Source organism: Shewanella sp. HN-41, assembly GCF_000217915.1.
Taxonomy (GTDB): Bacteria; Pseudomonadota; Gammaproteobacteria; order Enterobacterales; family Shewanellaceae; genus Shewanella.
On the sequence record NZ_AFOZ01000014.1, the window covers coordinates 522,096 to 539,651 of the forward strand.

Consider the following 17,556-nt stretch of genomic DNA (forward strand, 5'->3'; position numbering starts at 1 on the left):
GTGAATGATGAATGTGGTGCAATAAAAAGGATAGGCGAGTGACTATCCTTTTTATGTTTAAAGTCTTTATTGACCAAAGTGATTTTCAAAATAGCTTTCGATTATCAGTACCGCAGAAACGGCATCGACTTGGCCTTTCGTTAAGGCTTTAAAACCTCCTAACTCAAATAATCTTGCTTTAGCATCAGTGGTCGTGAGTCTCTCGTCCTGAGTGACTATTTTTATCCCAAACTTAGCATTGATCCGGTTGGCAAACTTACGCGCCCTGTGGGTCATTTCCTGCTCAGTTCCATCCATATTAAGGGGTAACCCCACAACGACTAAATCCGGCTGCCACTCTTTAATAAGTTCGCCAATTTGGTCCCAATTGGGAATGCCATCGATAGCCTTGAGTGACAGGAGTGGTGTGGCACTGGAGGTGATTTCTTGTCCAATGGCGACACCGATACTCTTAGTGCCAAAATCAAAGCCCAAAACAGTTCTAGAATTCATAGAATACAAACTTATTGTGATTGAAGCAGTTTAAGCATGACCAGCTTGAGTCGATAGTTGCCAAACGTCAAATCCGAGCGAACGGCTCGCCTGTGGCCAACGGTCTTCATGTTTAACATCAAACAACAGTGCATGGTCCGCGGGGATTGTGAGCCAAGAATTATCTGCAAGTTCTTGCTCTAGCTGATTTTTACTCCATCCAGCATAACCTAACGTAACGAGAAATTTCTTTGGCGATCTGTCGCTGCCAATAGCGGTTAACACATCCCGTGAAGTGGTGAGCATCAGTCCTGATCCTAGATCTGTACTATTTGCCCAATAGGGTTGGGAACTATGCAATACAAAGCCACGGTCCTGTGAGACTGGGCCGCCCATGAGGACCTGTGAACTCTGGGCAAGATCGACGGAGGTCTGTTCTGCGGGTAAATCCATCTGTTCTAACAGTGAATTGACCTTAATACCCAGTGGTTTGTTAATCACTAGCCCCATCGCGCCCTTAGCGTCATGCTCGCAAAGATAGATGACAGTGCGCTCAAAATAGGTGCCATCGAGCGAAGGCATAGCGATTAAAAAATAGTTTTGCAAACTCTCCATTAAAACTCCGTTCAAGCCGATAGGCATTAACCTGAATCGCAAAATGTGTAGTGGCAAACTAACTCACAGGAGAATGGTATCTAGGTTCTCTTATCAGCCGCCAGCCAATTTCACTTTATAATTTTGCTTCTCGAGTAACAGCTTGAGCTGTTCGCGATTATCTGTTTGTACTTCAATGGTGAAGTCTTTGACTGTTCCACCACAGCCACATTGTTTCTTAAGGGTCTGTGCAAGAGCTTTCAAGGCGGATTCATCGAGCCCTAGGCCTGAAATAATCGATACCCCTTTGCCTTTACGGCCCTTACTATCTCTGTGGATCCGTACTATGCCATCTGATTCTGGTATCGCTCTTGGAGCTGGTTCGGCACTAATACGACCTTTATCAGTACTGTACACTAAGGATACATTGGGATCTGCTTTCATAAGTCATCTTTCATTGGAATTTATGCGGCTTAAGTTTACCAAATTCAATGGGGTTCTGGGAGGTAAAAAAAAAGACCACCTAGAGATAGACTATAAGTGGTCCGGAGAAAATGCTAACTCTTTGCAGGGAAGTAAGCATATTTTAAAACCGTAAACTTAAAAGCGTTCTACCACCATGGTAATCAGGGCAAGTACGGTAAATAATGCGCTAGGCATGATATAGCGATGTAACTTAGGTAGGGCAATTAAACAGGCCGTAGAGACAAAACCGAATGCCGTTACTGTTGCATAGTTGCCACCATTAGACAGCGTGTCGAAAACTAACCAACTGAGCACACCTAAAGGCAAAATCAACAAACTTAATGACAAATTAGGTTTAAGTTTTGTACTACTGACCTCGGCTGCGGCTTTCTGTGGTATGAGGAAAAAAACTGCAGATGCAACAATAAATGCACTAATAAACCAATACATGTCACTTGCCTCTTTCATTTACCAATTGATAATCATTATCATTTAAGTGTGTCCTGAAGTCAAGCTGAATAACATATAGCTTTTTAATAAATAGAGTTGTAGATCAGTCAATTGCTCTGTAAGCTAAATTTAGCTCTATAGGCCTATCTTTTTTCAGTGTGAACATCTGAGGAAATTAAAATGAAAAGTATTATTGTTGGCTTAGCCGTACTCGCCTTAAGTGCTTGTAGCTCGCTTAAATCGGGCTGGGATTATGATCCTAGTGCTAATTTCAGCCAATATAAAACCTATGCTTGGGTGACTCAAAAAGCAGATTCGTCGGGATACCATCTAGATGGTTTGATGGATCAACGTGTAAGAGATGCTATCAATATGCAACTTGCCGCTAAGGGGATGAACTTAGTCGATGCAAAAGATGCCGATGTATTAGTGAATTATCTGACCAAAGTGGATAAGAAGATTAATGTTGACACTTTTAATACTAACTTTGGCTATAGTCCTTATTACGGCCCAGGCTGGGGGTGGGGTGGCAATATGCATAGCCAAACAACAGTGCGAGAATATGAAGTTGGGACATTAATAGTTGATTTAATTGATAATAAAAATGCTAAGTTGATTTGGCGTGGTTCTGTTGCCGATACGATCCGCGATAAAAATACCCCAGAAGAAAGAGTAGAGATCATTAATGAGGCCGTGGGTAGTGTCATGATGAATTATCCTCCGAAGCCTGAGAATAAATAGCACTTCCCTCCATTATGGCTAAAGATTAAGGGCGGCCAATAGGCCGTTCTTTTTTTGACTAGATTTTATCCATTCGACCCATATTGATGCATTATCTGTATTTATTTGCAGTTTAGCTAAATTTTCATTAATTATACTTATTATAAAGTATATTTTTTATAATTTAGATAGTAGGCATTTGTTTTTAATTGCTTGTTTAGTATTCACTTTTTATTTTTTGCAAATTATTAAGTGCCTTACGCATTCACTTAGCAGTTTTTTTCATTATTTTTTCTAATGGTTTATTTGAAATAATATCATTATCTAACCTCGTATTTATCAGGCAAAATCAGCGTCTTTTAATGTGAGCAGTAGTAGCAATGCAAGAAGCACAGTTTATCGGATTGTTATGGTTGATAGGGATCCTTGCCGAGGCAATGACTGGGGCTTTAGCTGCGGGTCGTAAGCAGATGGACTTGTTTGGTGTGGTGATCATTGGTTGTGCGACCGCAATTGGCGGCGGTACATTAAGGGACATGTTATTAGGCAACTACCCCTTGATATGGGTGGAGAATGTCCACTACCTAATCGCTATTGCTTTTGCTTCTCTATTGACGGTGGCGATTGCACCAGTTATGCGTTATCTATCTAAGTTATTTTTAGCCATCGATGCCTTAGGTCTTGCTGTTTTTTCAATTGTCGGCGCGCAGAAAACCCTCATGCTTGGATTTAGTCCTACAATCGCTGTGGTGATGGGGCTAATCACAGGCGTGTTTGGTGGCGTGATCCGCGATATTCTATGCAATCAAGTGCCGTTGATTTTTAAGAAGGAACTCTATGCTGTTATTTCACTGTTAACGGCAGGGTTGTATATCACCTTAGAAACCTATCAACTGACCGAATGGATCAATCTAATAATTTGTTTAAGTCTAGGTTTCAGTTTGAGAATGTTGGCGTTACGTTACCATTGGTCAATGCCGACGTTTGATTATCAGGCCAATAGCGACCAACATACGCATTAAATAGCGCCTCGAATAGCGGAGATCAAACATTGGCATTGATAACCCGTTATCTATTCAAAGCTTATCTGTATGTTCTGAACGGTATGATAAAAATAGGGTAGTACTTCGCTGCCCTATTTTTTATGCGAATTACTGAAGAGCTTGAATGGTTTTTAATGCTGCCAGTGCCGCATCGTAGTTTGGATGTTCGGTAATATTGGGCACTAATTCTTGGTATTGCAATTTACCTTCGGCATCGATAATAAAAATAGCGCGGGCCAGTAAGCTATAATCTTGAATTAATAGACCGTATTTTTCACCAAAGTCACGCCAGACAGAATCTGATAGCACTTTAATTTTGTCTACATTTTCAACTTTACAAAAACGCTTCTGTGCGAAGGGGAGATCGGTGCTAATTGTCAGCATTATTACATCATCTGAAAAATGGCTGACTTCACTATTAAAGCGTTTTGTCTGCAATGCGCATACACCGGTATCTAAGCTTGGCACCGCACTGATAAGCACTGTTTTACCTTTAAAGTCACTTAGGGTGACTGGCGTAAAGTGCTCGTCTACCACTTTAAACCCCGGCGCCATTTGGGTCAGTTTGGGTAATGTTCCCTCTAACGTGACGGTTTTTTCACCCATCAACACCTGTGTCTTTTCATTGGCACTGGCGTTGGGGCTGAGTAGCATTAAGCTATAAAAACAGCCCGCGGCTAAAAATGAAATGTGCTTTTGCATTTTATCTCCTTGCACAAGAATATCCCTGTGCGCATTTAACAATTAACCACTAAGGTACGCTAAAATATCTTTTAGAACCATAAAAAATGGCCAGTATTAACTGGCCATTTGCTTTAAACGTACGTTATTTGCTCTCTGGTAATTGCTTTACATGGATATCCATTTGTGGAAATGGAATTTCAATATTTGCAGCATCGAGCGCATTCTTAATTTGTTCAAGGATCTCAAAACGAGCTATCCAATAGTCGGCGGTTTTTACCCAAGGACGAACAACAAAGTTGATGGAAGAATTCGCTAACTCAGATAGACCCACAGTGTAGGATGGGTCTTTTAGAACATATTGGTTATTATCTAAGATATCGGTTAATACTTTTTTGGTTAATGCTATATCTGCAGAATATGAAACTCCAATCACAAGATCGATACGACGGTTCTCAGAGGCTGAGTAGTTAGTGATAGTGCCATTCATGATCGCAGAGTTTGGTGCAACTATGACTTTGTTATCAGGTGTACGCAGCTTAGTGGAGAAAATGGTAATTTCATCAACTGTTCCTGCAATACCTGCAGCCTCAATGTAATCACCCACGCGACAGGGGCGGAATAACACCATTAATACGCCAGAGGCGAAGTTAGACAGCGAACCTTGTAGCGCTAAGCCTACGGCTAAACCAGCGGCACCGAGAACGGCAACCAATGATGCAGTTTGTACCCCAATTTGTCCTAGAGTAGCAATCACTGTGAACACAAACACTACGGCCCATGTTAGATTCGCAACAAAGGATACGACTGTTGGATCTATTTTGCGGCTATTAAGTAATTTGCGGACTAACTTCTGTGCGACGCCAGAAAAGTATTTACCAACAAAGAAAATGATAATGGCAAATAAGATCTTTAAGCCATAGGTCATGACAAGATCCGGTGCTTGCTTTAATAAACCCTCTAGGTTTTCCATTGAATAACTCCCTAAAAATACGCTAACAAAAACTACTTATTATTGACGATAAACTGTACTCGTCGATTTAATCTGCGCCCTTCGCTGGAACGATTATCAGCGACGGGTTCAGATATGCCTTTACCTATCACGGTAAATCGATTTGGATCGAAACCATAATCTTCGACCAAAATACGTTTTACATTTTGAGCTCGCTGTAATGACAGCTGATAATTAAACTCGGGTGTTCCGACAATATCTGTGTGACCAACTATGGTTAATCTAATGTCATTCGCTTCTAAAAATGCTTTAACTAAGGCTAAAGTTTTCCATTGGGATATGTCAACCTCAGCAATGGCAAACTCAAAGTATACTATTGCCGTCATAATATTATGACAATCAACACCGGAATAGGTGCTTGGATTGTTGATATCACATTGAATATTTTCGGCCTTGGTTTCTATTTCATAAACACAGCCATTGGCCATGACTAAAGTATTTGTGGGGGTGTTTGGACAAGCATCTTTAATGTCCGGCACTCCATCATGATCTGTATCCTGCCATGCATACACCCGTGGTGTTAGGGACAAACCTAATATCAAAAGCATAAACTTAATGCATTGTGTTGGGGATATATTCACCACAAATCACCTTAGGTATGGAAAAGCGTTAGTTAAAACCACTAGGAAATTTACATTATTGCAGCATGAGATCCTTAGTGGCATAGTCTATCGTTTTACGAGCGCTACGCCAAGTTTAACGCAAATATGGCATATTAGTTTTATCGGCAAGTATCTTGGCAAACTATACAAAATATCTCTTTGGCGCTAGAGTCGCAGTAGTACACAAGTCTAAGCCCTCAGGGGATCCCGTGGAAGAAGTCGAGGATAAGATGATAGATTTACGCAGTGATACTGTTACTCAGCCAACAGCAGCGATGCGATTAGCCATGTCTAGAGCCGAAGTTGGTGATGATGTGTATGGCGATGACCCTACGGTAAACAGTTTGCAGGATATGGCCGCCGATATGTTTGGGTTTGAGAGTGCCCTTTTTACCGCCTCGGGGACTCAGGCAAATTTACTCGCCCTGATGGCTCATTGTGAACGCGGTGATGAATATTTGTGTGGACAACAGGCCCATAATTATAAATTTGAGGGGGGCGGTGCTGCTGTTTTAGGGAGTATTCAGCCACAGCCATTGATGAATCAATTGGATGGCACTATCGCTTTAGCAGATATCGAGGCCGCGATAAAACCCGATGATATTCACTTCGCTCGCACACGTTTACTGAGTCTTGAAAACACTATCGGTGGCAAAGTGTTACCACAAACATACCTTGCCAATGCTCAGGCTTTGGCTTTTCATCGGGGATTAAAAATTCATTTAGATGGTGCTAGGGTCGCGAATGCTGCCGTTGCGCAAAATCTCACCATCGGCGATATCACGGCACATTTTGACTCAGTTTCTATTTGCCTGTCTAAGGGGCTCTGTGCGCCCGTTGGTTCGTTACTCTTAGGGGATGAGCGGTTAATCAAAAAAGCCATTCGTTGGCGTAAAATGCTCGGTGGCGGAATGCGTCAAGCGGGGATCTTGGCTGCTGCAGGTAAACTGGCGTTAACTGAGCAGGTAGAAAGATTAAGTGAAGACCATGATAATGCGGCTTATTTTGCGCGGCAACTGGCCGAGTTCAGCGAGTTTGACGTCGATTTAGCCACAGTACAGACCAATATGTTATTTGCAACCCTTGCTTCCCACGTCGATGCCGAGTCACTGGCAAAACGATGCCGTTCAGAAGGTATTCTCATTAGCCCTGGAAGAACACTGCGCCTAGTGACCCATAAGGATGTGAGCCGCCAAGATATTGATAAAGTGCTGCGGGTATTTAAACTCCATCTACAGGCTTAAGCACTCATAGGGAATACCCAAGCTCTATCTTGGGTATTTTCATTGTAACAAATACTAAACTGAGCATTATTTAAGCTGATGATGAGAATTAATATGTGGACCTAGGCGAATTTTTTATGCCTATCTATACTAAAAACAATAATATCAATTCATTGAGGCAAATCTAGGTTGAAACCTAATAACAATATTAATAAAGGGGTCGATTACTGGACAAATCGGATCAGTGAGTTAGAAATGCCTGCACTGTGTTCGACGGTAAAATCGTTAGAGAAACTTGCTAAGGATGATGTCTCTTCTCTCGCGCTACTAGGGCGGAGTGTGATGCATGATAATGCCTTAACATCCCGCATTTTGCGCGTTGCAAACAGCGCTATATACCATAAAGGAAGCACGCAAATATCCACAGTAAGTCGAGCCGCCATTGTGCTGGGGTTTGATGCTGTGCGAAATATTTGTATTACCGCCAAGTTGCTCTCCAGCCTGTTGGAAAGTAAGAATCTTGCTCCCTCAGTGTACCAAAGATTGATTAAGCTTATGGCAAAGGCATTCCAAGCGGCCATGTTAGCGAGAATGATGCTGAGTGATTATGATGAAGAATTGCAGGAAGAGGCCTTTATTGCTTCTTTACTTTATCACATAGGTGAAAGTGCATTTTGGAGTGTTGGTGGTGAATTTACCGAAGAATTAGACCAAAAATTGAAAGAGTGTGAAACGCCAACGGAAGAACGAAGCATGATCCGTGAAAATCTTGGCACTTCTTTTTCACAATTAACCCAGAGTATTGCCCGTCATTGGGGGCTTGGGGATTTATTGATCCAAGCGGTTAATTACCCCGATGATCGACGTCCAGAGATCCGCTCCATATTTCTAGCAGACAAGCTTTGCGATATTTTATCCCAGCCCGTGATCGATAATGTGGAGCTTGAAAAGCGCATAACTCAAGCGGTCAATTTTACTGGCCTAGAGGAAGGGGAGTTTAAGAACCGTATGCAGCGCTGTGCTAACGCGACGCACAAGCTGGCAGAGGTCTATGGGGCTAAGGTGTTGCTGGAATATTTGCCCGATCCTAAACGTATTCTCACCGTTGAACCTGAGCCGATCCCATTGGAGATGCCGGTTTATCAAGCTAATTTAAATATTCAACTTGCAAAGCTGCGAGAATTAACAGGATATGCCATCAACAAGGCAGATTTTAACTTGATAATGCAGACTGTCCTCGAGGGCATTTTAGAAGGGGTTGGGGTTGATCGTTGTGGTGTGTTGTTATTATCACCGAGTCGTAAACAGCTCCAGCCACGGGTGATGCTTGGTTCGGATGCCGAGGAGATGAAACGGGAGTTTATTATTGATTTAAGTGATAAAAAAGGACTCTTTCGTCAGGCGATGGAGCATAAAGACCCCCTCTGGATTGATGATCCCACCTCAAAAAAATGGCGGGAACAATGCCAAGAATTACTTTCTCAGCATGTCTCTCGAAGGGGATTCCTGCTGGCACCATTACTAGTCGATAATAAAGTCATTGGGTTTTATTACGCCGATAGGGGGCCTTCGGAAAGAGATTTTGAAGAGTCTGATTTTCAAAGTTTTATCCACTTTTCCCAATTGGCGAATGTGTGTTTTACCGTGTCATTAAAGTAATGGTTCCATAGGCGATTTATTGCTTAGGGGCATTTTTAATTTCTGTGGTGATCTGTTTTGCCAGTGCGTTAGGGATGGGAAAACTTAAATGGTATTGGGCAATTTTCCATACACCGTCAGTCTTAATTAAGGTGCCAGTTCCTCGGCTAATGCCATAGGCTGGACTATTGAGCAGCTCATCGAAGAGGATAATATTATCGTGTTGGATCAAATGCCGCTCGACTAAATCGTAACGCCAGCCTTTAGTTGGACGAGAATAACCTTCAAATTCCACCATACCCCAACGTTCACTCGCATCGGTACCAATAAAAATGCCGTCCTGTCGATACAGGGCAAAATACTTATCCCAATCAGCACTGCTGGAATATTGATTTAATTTATCAAGTAGTTGAGCCGCAGCTTGTTCATCGACTGTCAGCACTTTTATGGCTTGTTTTTCGCTGGCTTTTGCGTTTTGTGCACTAAATATCAGGGCCGCTATCACAAATAATGTGGCACTGAACCAAGTTATAGATAGGGCTCGGCGGTTAGTGCTTCTCACTGTCGGCATTGGGTATTCCTTGTTTGATCTCTACTTGTTTGGAGTGGATTGCGTGTTCATCGCATTAGTACCAGTTTATCGGATCGAGTTGATAGAAGTGACTTAATTCTCGATAAAGCGCGGGATATTGTTGGTATAGCGCCTCAGGCTTTTCAAAAAAGACTTCGGTCACGACCGCAAAAAACTCGGCAGGGTTGGTGGCACCGTAGTAACTAAAGAGTGAAGGGGAGCCGAGTGACACGGCTTTTTCTAACTCGGCAAAGGCGTGACTAAACACGCTTGACCAAGTGCGATAATCCTCTCGGTGTTGCAAAATGGGTGCCCCATTAGCATGTCCATCCTCTTGATCTAATTGGTGGGCAAATTCGTGGATCACGACATTATTACCATCGTGGGGATCGGCGGCGCCTTCTAAGGTGTTCCTCCATGAGAGAACGACTTTCCCCTGTTCCCATGACTCTCCCGCGAGCACATTACGACGTTCCCACACAACGCCTGAGGCGTCTTGGCTTTGGTTATTCACAATAAAAGCGTCCGGATAAACCAAAATTTGCCTCAATTTAGGGTAAAAATCTGTCTTTCTATTCAATAGCAACAGGCAGGCTTGGGCGGCAATAGTGACTCGAATTTCATCGGTAATGGTTAAACCATTGCAACCAACGAAGTCTTTTTCATCGATGAAGACTTGAATATGCCGTTTAAGTTGAAGCTGAAGATCCGTAGGCAATGCATAGAAATAGGGCAGCCTTTGTTTAAGAATAGAACGCCATGCTTTGGGGAAAGGTTTTGCCTTGATGCGGCGTCGGCGCAAGGTTTTACGCCAACGACTCGAACTTAACCAAGCGATAGCGCCAATGCCTAGGATCAATGTGAGTAAGATAGCGAGCATAGGGTTCCTTCGCGCTATGTGTCTTCGATATATTAGCTAATGGGGATAGATCGGGGGGAAGTCAATCCTTGGGTTAAAAAGAAAGTCATTGACTCAGTACTTGATAGGCGTGTTGGACTTAACTATCACGAATAGCGGGCAGGTATATTCAAGAAGGTCTCAGTACGGTTGCGCCCAGTTAATTTGGCATGATAGAGAGCTTCATCTGCTTGGTTGATCAAAGCATTGATATCGAGTCGCTGGGGCTCTTGCCAACAGGTAATACCTGCACTGATAGTGACTATGCCTGAGTGGGGAGAATCTTCGTGGGGGATTTCAAGTGAGATGATTTTCTCCCGCAAGCGTTCCGCAATTTTGTAGGCATCTTCGAGGTGGCTTGAGGGTAATAAAAGCATAAATTCTTCTCCCCCATAACGGGCGAGTATATCTGTTGGGCGTTGCAGTATGGATTTAGCTGCATTCACAATTTGCTTTAGGCACTGATCGCCGAGTACATGGCCGTATCTATCATTAAATTGCTTAAAGTTATCGATATCAAACATCACAATCCCGAGTGGCATATGATGTTCTTGCGCATAAATAAGCTCCCTTTGAATTTGGACATCTAAATAGCGGCGGTTATAACAACCCGTTAAACCATCTGTCTCGGACATCGCTTTCACTTGAGCGGCATAGGTTTTCAGTGTTTCAAGTGAACTCACCATTTGCTGAAGTTCAAGGTTATCTGTTACTGGCATTTGAGTATCGAGTTTTTCGTTAGCGATAGCGTTCATGGCGTCACGGGTTGCTATGACGGGGGTGATGATTCCTTTGGCAATGAAATGCCAGCTAGTGAGCCAGATAAAAAAGCAATATAAGGCTCCGCTGAAAAAGATCAGTACCACAAATGCGGTGCTGTCATTTTTAAGTTCACCCCCCGCTAATTTAATTTCTCCTTCCACATGATTAACAAGATTTTGGGTAAAGGTTGCCACCACTTGAGCGGCATCGGCTTGATAGGATAAGTGGGCATTGGCGATTTGAGTGCTTTTTAATGCGTTACGGGACAATTGGAATAGATTGTCATCTCCCACCATATTTTGCTTAATTTGTGATAACCAATCGAGGTAGATGCTTCGGTTTTGGTGGAATGAGATTGCGATCTCTTCCATCTTGATAACTAGGCGCATGGCATCTCGCTGGAGTTGATTTAACTCTACGATACTGCTGGCATTTTTTACTTGCGAAAGCAGGACGAAAAGATGTTCTCCCAAGTGCAGGTATGTTGATAGTTTTTGGTTTTCTTGAATATTAACCCTAATGGCATCAAATTTTTTTTGTGCGATCAGCGGGGCGTAATGGCTATTTATTTGCTGTAGCTGAATTTGCATTTCATCGGCGAAGCCTGATGCCATTCCGGTCAAATTAGCTTGAATATTCTCGACCTGCAATTTGGCTTGTAGCGCACTATCGGTCAAGTCATTCAGTAACGATAGCTGTTGTAGGGAATCAAGCTGGGTATCAATAGTGCTGTTGAGTTCAGCGTGCTCTTTATGGGAGGTTTCAAGATTGGCGAGTGTGCGCGAATCATGGAGCAGCAGTTCCCACTGGGTAGTCAATTCGCTTAATAGTGCTAGTCGCTGTTGCTCCGTATCATAGTGATTGAGCCGGGTGGTGATAATTTGCAGTTTTTCACTGTTTTTAGCTAGCTGCAGTGCCGTGGTCACTTTCACTACATCTATGCCGACCAAATGTTCTATTTCCGATCTCAATTGTTGTGACAAGAGTATGGCAATCATGCCATTTAACAGCGCCATGCCGAGAATAATGTAGAAGGCAAGGGCGATCTTGTGCTTGAGGCTCGTTAATCGTTTAGCTGTCATTTGGCATTATTCTTATCAATTGCAGGAACTTCCCCATAGGTGTTTTGCAGATTTTTGATCCTAGCGCTTAATTCGATAAAAATATTGGTACTGTCGGTTTGTTTATGGCTTGCTGCATAGCAAGCGTGGCTAAGTTCGGGATAAATTTGTCCCATAGCTGTTGTCGTAAAATGCCCGAGTTCTAATACCTTAGTTGACCAAAACAAGTTAGCGGCATGGCTTACTTCAAAGGCTCCTGCCACTTCCCTTAGGGAGTCCTGCTTAAATTCAGGTGCTGTGACTACGTCCATTCGACAGGGATTACCACCGCCAAGCGCATAGGCGCGTTGTGCTGCAAAAGTCCCCATGTACTTAAGTAACCAATAGGCTGCCTGAGGGTTTTTACTATCGTAACTGACAGCAAAGGCATAGGCGCCATTGTAAGGGTGGCCTCCTGGGACCTGGGCAACCCCAAGGCGAGCACCGGGAATATTTTTCTCGACCCGAAACGAGGCTGACCAAAGATTATTATAGGCAAATGGCCATATGGCGACTTGGCCAGTGGCTAAGGCGTTGGCGGCCTCGTTGAAGGCAAACTGATCATCGGCGGGGAATGCATAGGGCATCAGCTTGCGGTAAATATCGGTGGCTTTTATCGCTTCATGGTTAACGGTGGGGACTTCAAAATGAGTCAGTTGTTTTTGCTGATTGTATTTAGGCCACATCCAGGCGCCACCTAAACTCCAGATGATGCTCGAAAACTCATCATTAATATGAGGTTTATTCCCCGACATCAGTGCTAAACCATAAAAGTCCTGCGCTAATACTTTGTCGGCGAGCTGTACGCCTGCTTTTCGAGTAAAGAACACTGCTTGATCCTGCAGTTCCTCAAGATTTTTGGCGGGGGCGAGTGGATAACCAAAACGTTGCTGAAAGTTGTTTTGTTCCGTTTTATTTTCAAACAGATCGGCACGGTAATGACTTCCCATTACATAGTTATTGTAGGGGATCGCGTGGATTTCTCCGTGATAAGACAGGATATTGAGCAGGGAAGGGTAGTAGGGTTCAAGGTAGCTTTCCATCGCCTTCTCCCCATCGGGATCATAGAGTTTGGCGAGTTCAACGAGGGGAACAGTATAACCATTGGCAGCCCATTCCTTTGCCCAGCCAGCCTCCATGCTGAGCAGATCGTATCGACCTTCACCCAGTTGCAATGCTTGGGTTTGCAGGTCGAACATAGTGCCAAGATCAGTGCTGATGACCTTCACCTTTACGCCCGTTTTTTCGGTAAATTTGGGCAGCATTTCCTGGGTGAGGTAATCTGTCCAAAAACCTTCTTCGGCCACTAAGGTTATCGGTGTTTGGTTACTGATGGGTGGGATTTGTGCTAATGAAAATTCCGCCTGAGTCGGCATCGTTAGCGTTAATCCAAACCCAATAAACAGGATGTAAATGCTTTTTAACAAAAATCCCACCTTCAACATTAAGTATGAACATGCCAATAAATAGTACTAATTCATTTGGTTGAATATTAAGGATAGGCTTGATAAACAATTATCACTTAATTTTTTAGGGGTTTTTTAAGCAAAAAAAAACCGGCAAACCTAAACATTCTAGGTCACCGGAAAAGGGTGGGAGATTGCGCGGTACTAAGATTTTTTAATCTGCTGCTCGCGCATCTGCCTTAAGGCGTTTGGCAAAGCATAATGCTGCTCAATTAAAAATCGAATTAACTTGGACTTTGATATTTCACTTTCTTCAGAAAGTTTGGCTAAGTGTGTAATTGCCATCTCACTCAAGGAAAATGTTGCCTTGCGATAGTGTGGACGATCGTGTGGGCTTTGATCTTCTGCCATTTCTGGCTGTAATTGTGCCGATGGGATAGCTTGCCGATGTAAACTCACCACGTTGGAAGAATCTAATGTGATTTTCAATTGGGTTTCATTGGCCCCATCTGCGCAGCTCTTTAACGGCAACACCTCCGAGCTGAGGTTTTCACCCATAGCATAGCGTGTTGCCGCATCGATAAATTCATCTAAAGAGAGGGGCTGTGCCGAGCCCCTAGATGGCATAGCGTTTTTCTTGAGATCGCTGAGTCCCATATTGTCCTCTCAGATGATGTTGATCCACTTGGGCACTGTGAGCCGCTATTGATGTACTTGGGCGCAGTAGTGCAATTAAGGAGGTTGCGCAGTCAACCTGAAAGAGTTCGCAGGCAATGGCGCGGATCTCCGTGGCGGCTTTCCCCTTGGGTTCAATTTCGATCACAGATAGTCCCGATTCTTCACTGTCATCGTAGATATTACGACTGTAGGTAATAGCATCGAGCACATTGATATCGTAGGTCTTACAGACTTCTTTGGCCTCTAATATGCGGTTTGCTTGATTCGGTAAATTGGGGCATTGGGTGATCACAAATGATGCACGTAATTTAGGGTTAATCATCCGACAGGTGGCGACTATGTCATCCATATGGCTGACGGTCTTTAAATCTCGACGTTTCGGTCTAAGTGGCATCAAAATATGGGACGCTACCGACATCGTTGCCCGCAGCGCGAGGTTATCTTGGCCACCACAGTCGACTAAGACAAAGTCATAGTGTTGTTCTAGGCTGAGGAGATCGTTACGAATTTTGCCATACAGTTGCACACAGTTAATGGTGGCCAGCTTAGGGTTGTTGTTCCTTGCATGGATCCAGTCAGATGTGGTTCTCTGGGGATCGCAATCCACCATAATGACAGAGGCCCCACATTCTGTGGTTAGAAATACTGCGATGTTTTGCGCGAGGCAACTTTTACCGCTGCCGCCTTTTTCGCCGCCGATTAACACTATCATGACGTATTCCTCAATACTTGGGATGACACTTGGCAGGTCGTTAATAGGTTTTAAGTCGTTACCGCACCTTGTTCTCAGAAATGAATGTAAACCTTGTGTTAACAATGGTCAATTGGCTGATTTTTGACGGTTTTTTATAAAATGTCGCGGAGGAGTAATTTGTCATTATGCTGTCGTATGCCGTTTATTTGACTACTTGCTCACTTGTTGAATAATGGCAGCTGAGAGTTATTAAGCTATTGATTTTATTGTTTTTAATGGTTTTTATGCTAAGCGGTAATACTACTGGGGACTCGCGGTTACAGCCATTCAGCTTGTATTCGTTATCTGCTTATATTAATTTTGTTATAAATTGATTTTTTATATTTCAAAAAATATTAGCTCTTGATGAAGTATTGATCTTTTTCAGTCTAAAGTTGTCTTGTCGCTTGGTGGGATTGTCATCAAATTGCCAAATAATGCCGCTATGATTTCCATAACATGCCGTCTAATCACCTTGATTTTTTTTACCATTAGTGAAGGGATGCAAAAATGGATATTAAAACGATTATGTCAATTGAATTTGAATTAGTTGAAACCGCACCACTGTTCCATGAGTTGCTCAACTTACGTGGTGCTGCAGGGCATCCTGCCATCGGGGTTGAACAAGCAGACCAACGGCAGACTCAGGCCCTATATTGGGTCACGGTTAGACTTAAAGATAAGGCTGAAAAGGCGCGCGCCAATGTGGTGGCAACAGCCTGTGTTTATGGTGACAGGTCAAGGCATTTAGCGATTGAAGACTTTATTGTGCTTCCTGAATACCAACACTATGGGCTTGCTAAGATTATTTTAGAGCGCGTTATGGCCTTTATTGATGAACGTGTTAATACTGGCACTTGTGTCAGCATTAACGCCCATGGTGAAGATGAACGCCTGTGTGCGGACTATGGTTTTGTGCATTCTCACTGCGCTAATCTAGGGCCGAACCTGTTAAAAATTTACCCTTAGATGTGGTTGTATTATTTAGTGGCGTTAGTTTAGTGATATTAGTTTAGTGGCATTAGTTTTGTGGGTTAGCCATATCCTAACCCACTAGAGGCTGTTTGAAGCCTACTGCTCTCCAATTTCCCATTTTGTACAGGCGTTTATTCTCCTTCTGCTGTAGCATGTTTCAGTCAAATACGGGTCATGCATTGAGGATATCGAGATGGATCAGCAACAGCTTATCGACGCTGTTAATCAAATTATGCCCTTCGGCAAATATGCCGGACGAAAATTATTAGAATTACCTGAGCCTTATCTCGTATGGTTCCATAAGCAAGGGTTTGTGGAGGGCAAATTGGGTGAGCAGCTAGCCCTAATATATGAAATCAAGCTCAATGGTTTAGAGGGAATGTTGAAACCCCTATTGAAATGAGTTCCCGTAGCGCGAAGAAAAATCACACTTTTGCGATAGGTGTTGTATTTCGTGATAGAGATTAGCGATTTATTACTTTTAGCATGCTTTAATGGAGCATATTAGCAAAACAAAAGGAACGCAAGCATGATGGCAAAGTGGGTAAAATTAGCGGCAGTAGCAACCTTAGCCTTAGGCATATCAAGTGCTTGGGCGCAGGGCGTGACTCATGAAGGCACTGTTGTTGATACGATGAATGGTGGTGGTTACACCTATGTACAGATTAAAGAAGCTGACAACACGTTTTGGGCGGCAGGTCCTCAAACTGAAGTGAACAAGGGCGACAAAGTCGCCGTGGTTGAACAAATGTGGATGAATGAGTTCACGAGCAAAACCTTGAATCGTACCTTTGATAAATTGCTTTTTGTCGGTCAAATCGAAAAGAAATAATCGATTAGTCATAGTGGTTAGCGCAAGCTAATCAGTCCATCGGCCTCGAATCCTTCGAGGCCGAATTGTTTTTGCGTTTATTACCCTCTACCACCCTCGACAGAAACGCGGCAGAATGGTCTCATTGCGTTTTAGTATTGGACAGACAGTGACTCCCCCTAACACTATTGAGATAGTGCCCTATCAATCTAAATATGCCCGCGAAGTGAGCGAACTATTTCACATTTGTGTGCACAATATAAAGCATGAGCGTTATCCGCCGCCCCTGTTGGATGCTTGGTCCCAAGCGCCGAGATCCGCTAAGCATTGGCACCTACGCCTAAGCCGTTCCCAAGCTTGGATTATTTTGGTGACAGACGCGACAAGCTTCACTAAGATTTGTGTAGGATTTATCAATGTCGAAACCGATTTTCACCACAGAGGCGATATTGATAGCTTGTATATTCACCCAGATTGGCAGCGCCAAGGGTTAGGTGAGCTGGCCTATTGTCACTTAGAGTCTTGGGCTAGGTTGCAGGGGTATTCTAGTTTGAGTGTGGATGCCTCCTATTTATCTAAAGGGTTGTTTACAAAGATGGGATTTACCCAAGTGCAGCGAAGTTATCAGCAAAAGCTGGGACAAGTGTTGCCGAGTTTTTATATGATCAAGAAATGCTAATTGAATGGAATTATTCCTCCGTTATTGTCTACTGACACGATTAA

General features: G+C 43.2%; 21 protein-coding genes. 8 read left to right on the forward strand and 13 right to left on the reverse strand.

What is annotated here, in order from left to right; genetic code table 11:
- Positions 1–66: 66 nt before the first annotated feature.
- The 4 genes from ruvX to SOHN41_RS04995 form a co-directional block, all read right to left on the reverse strand.
- The gene (ruvX, locus tag SOHN41_RS04980; protein WP_037458076.1) at positions 67–492 is read right to left on the reverse strand and encodes a Holliday junction resolvase RuvX; all 426 of its coding nucleotides are present in this window, start codon (positions 490–492) and stop codon (positions 67–69) included.
- Positions 493–522: 30 nt separating this feature from the next.
- Positions 523–1,086 carry a YqgE/AlgH family protein gene (locus tag SOHN41_RS04985; RefSeq protein ID WP_007646260.1) on the reverse strand — a complete coding sequence of 188 codons (564 nt, stop codon included), beginning with the start codon at positions 1,084–1,086 and terminating at the stop codon, positions 523–525.
- A gap of 93 nt (positions 1,087–1,179) precedes the next feature.
- Complete coding sequence (gene yciH, locus SOHN41_RS04990) at positions 1,180–1,509, reverse strand: stress response translation initiation inhibitor YciH (protein ID WP_007646262.1); 330 nt, start codon at positions 1,507–1,509, stop codon at positions 1,180–1,182.
- 156 nt (positions 1,510–1,665) lie between these two features.
- Positions 1,666–1,980: a hypothetical protein gene (locus SOHN41_RS04995; RefSeq protein ID WP_007646264.1), complete on the reverse strand. Its 315-nt coding sequence runs from the start codon at positions 1,978–1,980 to the stop codon at positions 1,666–1,668.
- Between the two features lie 180 nt (positions 1,981–2,160).
- Here SOHN41_RS04995 and SOHN41_RS05000 point away from each other — a divergent pair, with 180 nt between their 5' ends.
- On the forward strand, positions 2,161–2,721 hold the full coding sequence (locus tag SOHN41_RS05000; RefSeq protein ID WP_007646265.1) for a DUF4136 domain-containing protein: 561 nt from the start codon (positions 2,161–2,163) through the stop codon (positions 2,719–2,721).
- Positions 2,722–3,080: 359 nt separating this feature from the next.
- Positions 3,081–3,722, forward strand: coding sequence for a trimeric intracellular cation channel family protein (locus SOHN41_RS05005; RefSeq protein WP_007646266.1), 642 nt, complete (start codon positions 3,081–3,083; stop codon positions 3,720–3,722).
- A 129-nt stretch (positions 3,723–3,851) separates the two neighbouring features.
- On the opposite strand, the gene tpx is transcribed toward SOHN41_RS05005, so the two are convergent.
- The 3 genes from tpx to SOHN41_RS05020 all read right to left on the reverse strand — a co-directional run bounded on the left by tpx (position 3,852) and on the right by SOHN41_RS05020 (position 5,984).
- A complete protein-coding gene (tpx, locus tag SOHN41_RS05010; protein ID WP_007646267.1) occupies positions 3,852–4,445 on the reverse strand; it encodes a thiol peroxidase in 594 nt (197 codons plus the stop codon).
- Between the two features lie 124 nt (positions 4,446–4,569).
- Positions 4,570–5,397 carry a mechanosensitive ion channel family protein gene (locus SOHN41_RS05015; RefSeq protein WP_007646268.1) on the reverse strand — a complete coding sequence of 276 codons (828 nt, stop codon included), beginning with the start codon at positions 5,395–5,397 and terminating at the stop codon, positions 4,570–4,572.
- Between the two features lie 32 nt (positions 5,398–5,429).
- Positions 5,430–5,984, reverse strand: a complete 555-nt coding sequence (locus SOHN41_RS05020) for an OmpA family protein (protein ID WP_037458079.1) — start codon at positions 5,982–5,984, stop codon at positions 5,430–5,432.
- A 284-nt stretch (positions 5,985–6,268) separates the two neighbouring features.
- On the opposite strand from SOHN41_RS05020, the gene ltaE reads away from it, so the two are divergent.
- Both ltaE and SOHN41_RS05030 read left to right on the forward strand, forming a co-directional pair.
- The gene (gene ltaE, locus SOHN41_RS05025) at positions 6,269–7,282 is read left to right on the forward strand and encodes a low-specificity L-threonine aldolase (RefSeq protein ID WP_037458171.1); all 1,014 of its coding nucleotides are present in this window, start codon (positions 6,269–6,271) and stop codon (positions 7,280–7,282) included.
- 168 nt (positions 7,283–7,450) lie between these two features.
- On the forward strand, positions 7,451–8,920 hold the full coding sequence (locus tag SOHN41_RS05030) for an HDOD domain-containing protein (RefSeq protein WP_007646272.1): 1,470 nt from the start codon (positions 7,451–7,453) through the stop codon (positions 8,918–8,920).
- 16 nt (positions 8,921–8,936) lie between these two features.
- Here SOHN41_RS05030 and SOHN41_RS05035 read toward each other — a convergent pair whose 3' ends face one another.
- The 6 genes from SOHN41_RS05035 to SOHN41_RS05060 form a co-directional block, all read right to left on the reverse strand.
- The gene (locus SOHN41_RS05035; RefSeq protein WP_007646273.1) at positions 8,937–9,470 is read right to left on the reverse strand and encodes a nuclear transport factor 2 family protein; all 534 of its coding nucleotides are present in this window, start codon (positions 9,468–9,470) and stop codon (positions 8,937–8,939) included.
- 55 nt (positions 9,471–9,525) lie between these two features.
- Positions 9,526–10,350, reverse strand: a complete 825-nt coding sequence (locus SOHN41_RS05040) for a zinc-dependent peptidase (RefSeq protein ID WP_007646275.1) — start codon at positions 10,348–10,350, stop codon at positions 9,526–9,528.
- 125 nt (positions 10,351–10,475) lie between these two features.
- The gene (locus SOHN41_RS05045; protein ID WP_007646277.1) at positions 10,476–12,212 is read right to left on the reverse strand and encodes a GGDEF domain-containing protein; all 1,737 of its coding nucleotides are present in this window, start codon (positions 12,210–12,212) and stop codon (positions 10,476–10,478) included.
- Positions 12,209–13,606, reverse strand: coding sequence for an ABC transporter substrate-binding protein (locus SOHN41_RS05050; protein ID WP_007646280.1), 1,398 nt, complete (start codon positions 13,604–13,606; stop codon positions 12,209–12,211). Before SOHN41_RS05050 ends, SOHN41_RS05045 begins: the two co-directional genes overlap by 4 nt.
- A gap of 234 nt (positions 13,607–13,840) precedes the next feature.
- On the reverse strand, positions 13,841–14,293 hold the full coding sequence (locus SOHN41_RS05055) for a hypothetical protein (RefSeq protein ID WP_007646284.1): 453 nt from the start codon (positions 14,291–14,293) through the stop codon (positions 13,841–13,843).
- Positions 14,253–15,026: an AAA family ATPase gene (locus SOHN41_RS05060; protein WP_007646286.1), complete on the reverse strand. Its 774-nt coding sequence runs from the start codon at positions 15,024–15,026 to the stop codon at positions 14,253–14,255. Before SOHN41_RS05060 ends, SOHN41_RS05055 begins: the two co-directional genes overlap by 41 nt.
- Positions 15,027–15,557: 531 nt before the next feature.
- On the opposite strand from SOHN41_RS05060, the gene SOHN41_RS05065 reads away from it, so the two are divergent.
- From SOHN41_RS05065 to SOHN41_RS05080, 4 genes are all read left to right on the forward strand, one after another.
- A complete protein-coding gene (locus SOHN41_RS05065) occupies positions 15,558–16,016 on the forward strand; it encodes a GNAT family N-acetyltransferase (RefSeq protein WP_007646288.1) in 459 nt (152 codons plus the stop codon).
- Between the two features lie 199 nt (positions 16,017–16,215).
- On the forward strand, positions 16,216–16,425 hold the full coding sequence (locus SOHN41_RS05070) for a DUF3820 family protein (RefSeq protein ID WP_007646290.1): 210 nt from the start codon (positions 16,216–16,218) through the stop codon (positions 16,423–16,425).
- A 126-nt stretch (positions 16,426–16,551) separates the two neighbouring features.
- Positions 16,552–16,854 (forward strand): hypothetical protein, encoded by a 303-nt coding sequence (locus SOHN41_RS05075; RefSeq protein WP_007646292.1) that lies wholly within the window; start codon positions 16,552–16,554, stop codon positions 16,852–16,854.
- 115 nt (positions 16,855–16,969) lie between these two features.
- A complete protein-coding gene (locus SOHN41_RS05080) occupies positions 16,970–17,512 on the forward strand; it encodes a GNAT family N-acetyltransferase (RefSeq protein ID WP_007646294.1) in 543 nt (180 codons plus the stop codon).
- Positions 17,513–17,556 lie beyond the last annotated feature (44 nt).